The 11437-nt window shown below is 25.7% G+C and carries 8 protein-coding genes and 2 tRNA genes; all 10 read right to left on the bottom strand.

What is annotated here, in order from left to right; all coding sequences use genetic code 11:
* Positions 1-230: 230 nt before the first annotated feature.
* Positions 231-1391: a tyrosine-type recombinase/integrase gene (locus tag CSBG_RS01430; protein ID WP_008676411.1), complete on the bottom strand. Its 1161-nt coding sequence runs from the start codon at positions 1389-1391 to the stop codon at positions 231-233.
* Positions 1392-1444: 53 nt separating this feature from the next.
* Positions 1445-1642: a helix-turn-helix domain-containing protein gene (locus tag CSBG_RS01425; protein WP_008676409.1), complete on the bottom strand. Its 198-nt coding sequence runs from the start codon at positions 1640-1642 to the stop codon at positions 1445-1447.
* 130 nt (positions 1643-1772) lie between these two features.
* Positions 1773-4478 (bottom strand): hypothetical protein, encoded by a 2706-nt coding sequence (locus CSBG_RS01420; RefSeq protein ID WP_008676408.1) that lies wholly within the window; start codon positions 4476-4478, stop codon positions 1773-1775.
* A 583-nt stretch (positions 4479-5061) separates the two neighbouring features.
* Positions 5062-5532 (bottom strand): IS200/IS605 family transposase, encoded by a 471-nt coding sequence (gene tnpA, locus CSBG_RS01415; protein WP_008676406.1) that lies wholly within the window; start codon positions 5530-5532, stop codon positions 5062-5064.
* 147 nt (positions 5533-5679) lie between these two features.
* Positions 5680-7023, bottom strand: a complete 1344-nt coding sequence (locus CSBG_RS01410) for a hypothetical protein (RefSeq protein ID WP_008676404.1) — start codon at positions 7021-7023, stop codon at positions 5680-5682.
* A gap of 166 nt (positions 7024-7189) precedes the next feature.
* Positions 7190-7597, bottom strand: coding sequence for a DNA repair protein RadC (gene radC, locus CSBG_RS01405; protein ID WP_338079727.1), 408 nt, complete (start codon positions 7595-7597; stop codon positions 7190-7192).
* 641 nt (positions 7598-8238) lie between these two features.
* Complete coding sequence (pulA, locus tag CSBG_RS01400) at positions 8239-10239, bottom strand: type I pullulanase (RefSeq protein ID WP_147567993.1); 2001 nt, start codon at positions 10237-10239, stop codon at positions 8239-8241.
* Between the two features lie 195 nt (positions 10240-10434).
* Positions 10435-11043, bottom strand: coding sequence for a copper homeostasis protein CutC (locus CSBG_RS01395; protein ID WP_008676398.1), 609 nt, complete (start codon positions 11041-11043; stop codon positions 10435-10437).
* Between the two features lie 168 nt (positions 11044-11211).
* Positions 11212-11285: transfer RNA gene (locus tag CSBG_RS01390), tRNA-Gly, on the bottom strand.
* 6 nt (positions 11286-11291) lie between these two features.
* Positions 11292-11366, bottom strand: a tRNA-Gly gene (locus CSBG_RS01385).
* Between the last annotated feature and the right edge of the window lie 71 nt (positions 11367-11437).

The following is an 11437-nucleotide window of genomic DNA, read 5'->3' as shown; positions in this document are numbered from 1 at the left end:
CTTTCAATACTATAGATTAGAAAAAACAAATTCTAATTTGCTGAAATAGGTGAAAAACGAAGAACCTATGAATAAAACTACAATAACCTACAAAAATTCAAATTTTAGATTTTTGTGAGTTTCATTGCAGAATTAAAGCAGACCTACCTTTCATTTATATATCCAATTTTGGTAAAGTTCGCACTTACTTGTGATACGGTTCATTATTCGTTATTCTAATTTTAAAATATCTATAAACATTTATCTAAAACATCTACAGCCCTTATTTTTTCTTTTGGTAATACATGAGTATATATATTAGCTGTAATATCCATACTACTATGCCCTAATAATACTTGTATAACTTTTAACGAAACCCCATTTTCAAATAACCTAGTTGCATATGTATGTCTTAGTGCATGGAATTTCCTATACGGAATATTAGCTTTATTTAAAATACTTTTATACCTTTTTGTTAAGTTTCTAGCATCTATATATCCTCCTAATACATTAGGAAACACTAAGTTATTATCTATATATATATCACCTGCCATCAATTTCTCTTGTAAAATTATATTTTTATGTCTTTTCAATTCATTTATTGTAGCTTTAGGTAAAGGTATTTTTCTTTCACTATATCTAGTCTTTGGTAATTGCTCTATAATTTTAGTTTTAGTATTGGTATTTTCATCAAAACATTTTACTCGCTTTACACTTTTAGATACCTTTACTTCATTAGATGAGAAATCAATATCACTCCATTTCAAAGCTAATAATTCACCTAATCTCAATCCTGATCCTAAAGCTAAATTAAAAATACATCTATCTCTACTATCTTCTATGGCATTTAAAAATATTCTTTGTTCTTCCATTGTAAATGTCATAACCTCTTCTTTAACTTTACTCTTTGGAAGTGTAACAAATAAACATGGATTATTTAAAATCAATTGTTCTTTTTGAGCTTGTCTCATTCCTCCTGATAATACTTTATTAATTATCTTAATAGTATCTGTTGTCTTGTTTTTCTTTTTAATTAATTCATTATAATAATTTTGTAAAGTTAAAGGCTTTAAATCCTTTAACTTTACTACTCCTAGATTAGTATTTTCTATATAATTTCTATATATACCAAAATATCTATCTATAGTTGATGGTCTACATTCATTCATTTTATACTCTTCTAACCACATTTTTATCCATTGTTGAACAGTTGTTTTCTCATCAATTGTTGATAATCCTAAAGTATTCTTAACTTTAAAATCATCCACCTTTTTTAATACTTCTAATTTAGTTTTTCCATAAAACTGTTTACGTATAAGCTTCCCTTCACTATTTCTACCTATAGTAATAGTTGCTCTCCAACCATTTTTATATTTATTTACTGATCCTTCACCATTTGCTTTTTTAGACATAATTATACCTCCTAATACATTAAATAATATAAATAGGAACATAAATCTTATTATCAAATAACTCGTCCTATATTATCTTCAAACCAGCCATCAACTTTTGATTTTATTATTAAAAACTTTCTTCCACATTTAATAATTGGAAAATCATCACTATTTACAATTTCATATGCTTTATTTAATCCAATGCCATATTGATAAGCAAATTCCTTAACACTCATAGTTTTTTTGGTATCCTCTTTGTAACAAATCATCATCAATCCTCCTATATTAATTTTCATTGAGCCCCTATTAATGCCCCTTCTCATTTTTATAATATATAGTCGTAAAGTTATAGTTTTTCATATCTTCATATTAATTGTCCCTATGCCCCTATAATAATATCTATATATTGTTTAATATATTTTCCATAGCTCTTCTATAAATAGTTAAATACCTTTTACGCTCACCATTAATACTATTCTTAACAGTTCTCTTAATCGTATTCCCTTCTAAACTTGTCTTTATAATTTTTAATTCATCTAAAGCTTTATTAACTCTATCAGAACTAACTGGGAACTCAATATTTTGTCTTTTCCAAAATTCTATAACATTGTTATATGCTACACCAGGTATTAGGTAATAATAGTCATCATCTTTATACCCAATGATATTACTATTTTCATTTTTATTTTCATTCTTATCTAACACTTTACATCTTTTACTTAGTATTAACTCCTGTATGGCAATTAAATATAATATAGCTGGATCTTGGTTTGTTGTAGATTGCTCATGTAATTTTATAACCTCTTTAATTATATTTTTTATATTATAGAAGAGGATACTTATATCTGTATTATTTGTATTATTGCAATATTCAAACAAAATATCATAAGTTAAACATAAAAATGCATATGAATCACTTAATCTTTTATGTCTAAACTCATTTAACACTTCATTTCTATAAAAATTAAAATTACATTTTATAAAATTCATTATTTTATAAAAATTTTCAGATACCCATTCAATAAAATAATATATATGCGTTGAATATACTAATGGATTATTCTGATAATATGTCAATACATCAGTCTTATAATCTCCTGGACAAACTTCGATTCCTATAAATCTAGCAACACTAGACTCTCCACCTATTATATCTTCACCTGTAATAACACATAATCCACGTGGTGGATATTCTTGAGCTTTACCTAAATTTTTATTTGATCTAGATTTACTTATTCCATCTCCATATATTCTTAGTACATGTGATGCTAGTGATTCCATAGCTTTCTTTTCAGTTGATAATGTTGTTGGATGATAATCATCCAATAATAATATTGAGTCCTTATACTCAGAAGCTTTAATTTCTACTGCTGTTTTTGTATCTTTAAATGTTCCAGATATATAATCTCTTTCTCTATTGAATAAATTAAAAAATACTTTTGATACAGATGTTTTCATTGAACCTGTTAATCCATAAACCCATATTATAAAATGAGGTTCAAATCCAGCTTGTACATATACTTCCCTCATTACAGCTAGATGTGAATAAATTAATAAAGGTACAGTTTTCAACTTATTATCACTAATATTAATCATATTTATACTATCTATTAATGCTTTTTCTTTATTAATCCCACTATCTATTCTAATTATTTTTTCCTTATCTCCTGTAATATTAAGATTATAACCACCAATAGCACCACCACCATGTAAATATACAAACCTATCATTAATAACTCTCCATCCAACATGGATATATTCTATTTCAGCTGATATATTTTCAAATTGTTGAGACATGTATACTCTTAAATATTCATATGCTTTATTTATTGGAAATAAGCAATATTTAACTCCTAACACACTAAGAATCCATTTATCAGAATTTAATTCACTATATTTTATTTTAACTATTTTAGACTCCTTATTGCTTCCTAATACACATCTAAAAATACAGTACTTCTCTATAAATAGCCCATTATCTTGAATAATTATTTTTTCTGCTGATATATTAAAATTACATATTGCAAAAAATTTTTTATTAAAATCACTACCACAAACTAAACTAATACATCCACTAATAATCGTAAATTCTAATTTATTTATAATTGGTGAATTATTATTTATTACCGTATCTTTTCTATTATTTTTTATACTCTTTTTAACCTTACTAGCATCTTTATTTAAGCTATTTTGAGGATTAACATTTAACTCTATATTTTTTTGAAATCTCTCTTTTATATCGTTACTAACATCATCTTTAACAGGACTCATAACTTTAGTTAATCCATTTTGAGGATTAATATTTAATTCTTCATTTTTTTGAAGTCTCTCTTTTATATCGTTACTAACATCATCTTTAACAGGACTCATAACTTTAGTTAATCCATTTTGAGGATTAATATTTAATTCTTCATTTTTTTGAAGTCTCTCTTTTATATCGTTACTAACATCATCTTTAACAGGACTCATAACTTTAATTAATCCATTTTGAGGATTAATATTTAATTCTTCATTTTTTTGAAGTCTCTCTTTTATATCGTTACTAACATCATCTTTAACAGGACTCATAACTTTAGTTAATCCATTTTGAGGATTAATATTTAATTCTTCATTTTTTTGAAGTCTCTCTTTTATATCGTTACTAACATCATCTTTAACAGGACTCATAACTTTAGTTAATCCATTTTGAGGATTAATATTTAATTCTTCATTTTTTTGAAGTCTCTCTTTTATATCGTTACTAACATCATCTTTAACAGGACTCATAACTTTAGTTAATCCATTTTGAGGATTAATATTTAATTCTTCATTTTTTTGAAGTCTCTCTTTTATATCGTTACTAACATCATCTTTAACAGGACTCATAACTTTAATTAATCCATTTTGAGGATTAATATTTAATTCTTCATTTTTTTGAAGTCTCTCTTTTATATCGTTACTAACATCATCTTTAACAGGACTCATAACTTTAATTAATCCATTTTGAGGATTAATATTTAATTCTTCATTTTTACTTAAATCATTTTCGTTATAAAATTTTTCAGATTCATTCCTCCTAATTATTGATACTTTTAATGGATTTTCATACTTATTATTGCTTTCCATAAATTTAACCTCCCTTATTTTTTATAATTCAATAATAATAAAGAAAATAATAAAAAAAAAGGTAAATTAACCGTATTTAATCTACAAATTTTACACTTACTATATTTTAAAAAATATGATATAATATAATTTTTTAAATTAAAAAGAAAGTGATATTTAAATATCACTTTCTTCTATTTTCAACCTATTTATTTTTTAAATAAAATCTCTTAAACTTAATTGATAATCAGATATATTTCCTATTAAAATTTTTCAGATTCATTCCTCCTAATTATTGATACTTTCAATGGTTTTTCATACTTATTGTTGCTTGCCATAAATTTAACCTCCTTTATTTTTTATAATTCAATAATAATAATAAATAAAATAACAAAAAAAGGTAAATTAATCGTATTTAATCTATAAATTTTACACTTACTATATTTTGAAAAATATGATATAATATATGTTTTCAAAATCAGGACCACCCGTAAAACGGGTGGTTTGCTCTACGCCTATAAGGCTCTGTTACTGGCTGTGCTACTCGCACATCGAACGGTTTGCCAACCGCATATTTTTACTGGCTACCCCTAAAGGGGCTTTATTACTTGCCTTTCTTTACCGGCTCACCCGTAAACGGGTCTATGTATTCTTTTAGACTCATTTGTTCATAAGCTAAATCTTCTTGAATTTGATTTTTTATATATTCTTCAATTACTTTTTTATTCCTTCCTACTGTATCAACATAATACCCCTTACACCAAAACTGCCTATTTCCATATTTATATTTTAAATTTGCATGTCGGTCAAATATCATTAACGAGCTTTTCCCCTTTAAATATCCCATAAATTGTGAAACACTCAATTGGGGTGGTATACTAACAAGCATATGTATATGATCTTTGCATGCATTTGCTTCTATTATTTCTACTCCTTTTTGCTCACATAACTTTCTCAATATTACTCCTATATCAATCTTTATTTTCCCATAAATTATTTGTCTTCTATACTTTGGTGCAAAAACTATATGATATTTACAATTCCATTTACTATGTGCTAAACTACTATTATCCATATTGGATACCTCCTTGTATTATAGTTGTGGTCGGCAAACCTACTATAATACAAGGAGGTTTTTTTATTTCTACTCACCGCTAGAAGCTTTCCGGAACCACAGGTCGAACCTGTGGTATTCTAAATACAATTAAAAAGCAAGTGATATTTAAATATCACTTGCTTCTATTTTCAACCTATTTATTTTTAAAATAAAATCTCTTAAACTTAATTGATAATCAGATATATTTCCTATTTCTTTTAAAACTCTTCCATTTATGATATTAATATCATTCACTATTCCTTCATTACTCAATCTATCAAAATTAAAATAACACTTTATCCCTCTATTGATTAAATAATATATTTTTTTGTTTATACTTTTTTGTCTCTTATTACCTACTTCTATTAATTTTTCAATTTCTTTCAATCTTGTAACTTGATCCATTTTTTCTTTTAATAAAAAATCATAGATATTTGGAGTTGAATTTATATTTGATGATACTTTTTCAGTAATATCTTTAATATTAATATTATGTACTTCACAATAAAAATGTAGAATTCCCCAAAATACTGAATTATATAATGGTAAGTAGTATTCTACAATATCAGCACATAAAATCTTAACAGATTTTCTAAAGTCTTCTATATCGTAATTTCCATAATACCTTATATAAATATTCATTAAATTTGCTAATAAATTAGTATTATTAAAAACATTAGGAAGATCTAATATCGGACAAAATACTTCTACTAATTTTATTATTTCACTTTCATTAAAATAAAGATTATCTTTATTTAACTGAATAATATAATTATATAAATATAATTTAAAATTTATGTTGTGAATTCTCTCAAAATAATATATATCAGTATTATTTAAATTATTTAAAGTTAAAAATGATGATAAAAATCTACCATCCTTTATATATATATCTTTTTTTAATATATTTTTTATGTCATAAACACAGTCTCTCCAATTATCTACTGTAAATATACAAACAGTACTTAAATCTTTATAAATATTATATTTTCTTCCAGTGTCACATTTTACATTTAATAAAAAATCTTTATTTAATCGAGTATCATCACATTCCATAAAGTCATTTATTTTTCCTTTTAAATTTTCAAAATCTCTTTCAAATTTACTATACTCATTATTCTTGCAATTTATATCATTAAAATTTTTAAATGCTTCTCTTAATGATATTATTTTATTATAATCATAATCTACATTTAGTAATAACTTAAAATTTTCAAAAGCATATTTCCATAAGTATAAATTAATAGAGTCTAATTCAAATTCATTACTACATCTTTTAAAATAATTATTTGTATTTAATAAATAATTTTTTAAAAGATCTATACATAACCAATGAACACTATTCATTAATTCATCATTACTTAAATTTTTAAAACTAATAATTCTTTCTTTTAAATCATCAAATTTTATAAGAAAAATCTCATCTATAATTTCTCTTGAAACAGTTTCTGTATATAACTTAAAAAACATATAATCACCTCTATACTAGAATAATATCATATTTTAGTATAAACAATATAATTTCTTATTTTTTACTATGTTCCTCTATGTTCCTAAGCACTTGCAAGGACTACCTATCGAATAGGTATCATTTATATAATATATATTTGAATAAATTATAAAAAACAAAAGAGTATTATAAAATACCCTTTTCTTTAAAACTAATATGTTTATTTTCTCCTATAATTACATGGTCTAATATATCGATACCTATTATTTTTCCTGCTTCTTTTAATCTTATTGTAATATTTATATCTTCTTCTGATGGTGTTGGATCTCCAGATGGATGATTATGTGCAACTATTATTGACGCTGAATTAGCTAATATAGCTACTTTAAAAACTTCTCTTGGATGAACTAATGAAGAGTTTAATGTTCCTATACTAACTACATTTATAGATGTTGGTTGATTTTTAATATCCATACAGCAAACTAGAAACTGTTCTCTATCAGATTCATTTAAAAATCTTTTAAATAATTCTATAGCATCCACTGAAGAATTAACTCTTCTATTTTCATAAAGAAAACTACTTTCCTTTACCATTTTTATTGATACAATATCCACTCTTTTTCTATTTAATACTTTAGATTTCATTTTATTTGCCATACCTATCTTCTCCTTATAAAATATTTATAATATTATTCACAAATATAATATATATTTAAAATAAAAAACTTTTTCTTAAAGTATTTATTATTTTAAATTTTATAAAGAAGAGGATTAACATCATAGAAATAATTATAAATCTTATTTAAAAACAGTACTACTTATAGTTACTATTTTATAAAGAAATTAAATATTAAGATTGTAGATCCTTAATCAACATATAACACAACCATAACACAACATACGAAAAAAATAAAAAAATTTAATAATATCTAATAATATTAAGCCTTATGAATTTAAGTATTCATAAGGCTTAAGTAAATTATATAAAATTTAATAAAATATACTTCATCGAATCCAAGCGTCGGGGGTTCGAGCCCCTCTAGGTGCACCACTATATTTTGTAAGCAAAATAGTGAAAAATGAAAAAGTGAAAGAGTTTGTTTAATCTTAATTTAAACTTTGCGTAGCAAAACATCCTTAACTTTTCACTCTTTCACTATTATTTTTTTACTAATAATAAATTACTAGGCTACCTAGCCTCTGAAACATCTACAGTTATCATATTCTTTCACAGCTTATAAATATTTCATTATCATTGTAGAAATTGGATCAACCTTAATTATATTTCCTTCTATATTATACAGCCCATCCTCATTTATGTTATTTTTATCTAATATCACCTTAAACTTATTATGATTTAACGTAACTTCCACTGGATACTTATTAGAATTAAATATAACTACTATTTTACCTAGGGAATCTCCTACTTCATTTCCATCAGATATATAACCTACTATATTTTTCTCCATAAAGTTTTCTCCAATTTTTAAAAACACGATATTCTTTTCTATATCCTTCGATGAATTCATTTTGAATACTCTATGATTTTTTCTTAATTTAATTAATTTTTTATAATACTCAAATATATCTATATACTTCTCTTTTCTACTCCACTCAAATTTATTAACAACATCTGATGATTTATAACTATTTTCTATTAAATCTCCATTAATGTCTGTTTTAGTTCTTAATATTTCATCCCCCGAATGAATAAATGGAATTCCTTGCGATGTTAATATTATTGCTGCCGCCATTTTATTCATATCAATTTTTTCTTTTTCGCTTGATAAAGGCATACCTAAAGATAACTTATCCCACAAAGTATAATTATCATGAGCTGATGTATATGTTATAGTTTGATATGGCTCATTAGCCCAATAATCATCCGTATAAATAACTTTATCATATTCTATATCTTTATGTTTTATTGAAGCTACTATTCCAAACTTTAAGCTTTCTTCAAGATCCATTTCACCATTTATAAATCCGCCTTTTTCCTTTTCAAAAACATCACCTTTTATTGCATCCCTTATATCATCACTAAAAGCCCCTATTTGCAAATCACCAAATTTTCTTATATTTTTCTTTAGAGTTAGCCTTTCATCAGATAATGGTGAATCGCTAGCCTTCCACCCTTCCCCATACACAAGTATATCTTTATCTATTTTATTAAGCTCTTCCCTAATTATCTTTACTGTCTCTATATCATGAAGCCCCATTAAATCAAACCTAAATCCATCTACTTTATATTCATTCACCCAATATTTTAACGAATCAACAATAAATTTTCTTACCATAATCCTTTCCGATGCAATTTCATTTCCACATCCTGACCCATTTGAAAAACTGCCATCATTATTTTGACGATAATAGTACTTAGGAACTATATAGTTAAAATTAGAATTTTCCGTATCTGCTGTATGATTATAAACTACATCCATAACTACTTTAAATCCAGATTTATGTAACTTCATTATTAACTTTTTAAATTCCTTTATTCTAACCTCACCTAAATAAGGATTAGTTGAATATGATCCTTCCGGGACATTATAATTTAATGGATCATAACCCCAATTATATTCATTTTCATTAAATCTTCTTTCATCTACTGTTTTATAATCAAAGCTAGGTAGTAATTGAATAACATTCACTCCTAGTTCTTTTAAATGGCTTAATCCTGTTTTAACTTTAGTTCCTTTTATTACAGACCCGTCCTGACATATCCCTTCAAACTTACCTTTTAACTCATTATCTATCCCAGAATTACTATCTATAGTAAAATCCCTAACATGCATCTCATAAATTATTGCATCTAATGAAGTTTCTAAAATTGGCTTTTTATGATTTTCCCATCCATCAGGATTTGTTTTTTTTAAGTCTATAATCATGCCTCTTTTTCCATTAACGCCTACTGCCTTGGCATATGGGTCTACGACTTCATGCTCTTTTCCATCTATATTTACTAAATAGTTATAGAATTCACCATCTAGATTCCCACCAATTTCAATCTCCCAAATTCCCTTTTCCCTATATTCCATATTAACGGTTTTACTTGCCTGTGATTCATAATCATAGCCATCTTTTCCATATAAATTTATTTTCACACTCACCGCTAAAGGTGACCATAATCTAAACTTTGTTTTTGTATATGAATATATAGCCCCAAGTTCATCATCATATCTATATAAGTCTTCAAATTCCTTAGAATCATAATTTTTATAGTTAAAATACATCATATCGCCTCCTTATTAACTAATTATATTACAAAGTAATATGCTTTTTTATTTTTACAAGTATCTTTGTATTTAAATACAAACTTAATATTAATTTATTATGAATTTGTCTTATATTATATAATTTGAATTTTAAATCCTTATACAAAAATAAGCCTTACATCACATTTACATGATATAAGGCTTGTTTTATAAATACTATACAATTTTTGTTCCATGAATTTCTTTAGCTTTAGTTTTTTCTATTACTAAGTCTCTATTCCCCTTATTAATTCCAGCTCCTGGAATTATAATTATTCTATCACCAGCATACTCAATTAGCTCTTTTAAAGTATCTAAATTATTTAATGCAGATATATCTCCACCTTTAGTTAGTATTCTATCAATACCTAATTCAACTAATTCATCAATCGCTGATTTTTTATCCATTACTTCATCAAATGCCATGTGAAAAGTTATATTTAAATCTCCACTAACTTCTTTTACTTTCTTTATAAAATCACTATCAATTTTCCCACTTTTCGTTAATGCCCCTATTACAATAGCATTTACTCCTAAATTCTTGCACATTTCTATATCAATATACATTATTTCTTTTTCTACATTACTATATATAAAATTACCTCCCCTTGGTCTAATTATCACATTTATAGGTAAATTTATATTTTCTATTGTCTTCTTTATAGTTCCGTAACTAGGAGTTGTTCCACCTTCCATTAAATTATCGCATAACTCTATTCTATTTGCTCCATTTGCTTCAGCTCTCACTACATCTTCATAACAACCTGTACATGCTTCAAATACCATAAAACCCTCCCTTATCATTACATAACAATTAATAAAAAATTTATCCACAAGATATTTAAATTTATCCACATATTTAAACATACTTTGTAATATCTTTGTAGATTTTATATATTATTATGCTTCACTTAAGAAAAAATAAAGACAACTTAAATCAGTTGTCTTTTCTTTTGGAGCGGGTGATGAGAATCGAACTCACGTAACTTGCTTGGAAGGCAAGGGCTCTACCATTGAGCTACACCCGCATATTATGGAGCGAAAGACGGGACTCGAACCCGCAACATTCACCTTGGCAAGGTGACGCTCTACCATTGAGCCACTTCCGCTTATTTTTTATATTAATTCAATATATATGGTGCAGATGAAGGGAGTCGAACCCCCACGCCAATGGCGCTAG

It is taken from the genome of Clostridium sp. 7_2_43FAA (assembly GCF_000158375.2).
GTDB classification, from domain to species: domain Bacteria; phylum Bacillota; class Clostridia; order Clostridiales; family Clostridiaceae; genus Clostridium; species Clostridium tertium.
Note: the sequence above shows the minus strand (reverse complement) of the source record. Positions and strands in the feature narration are given on the sequence as shown.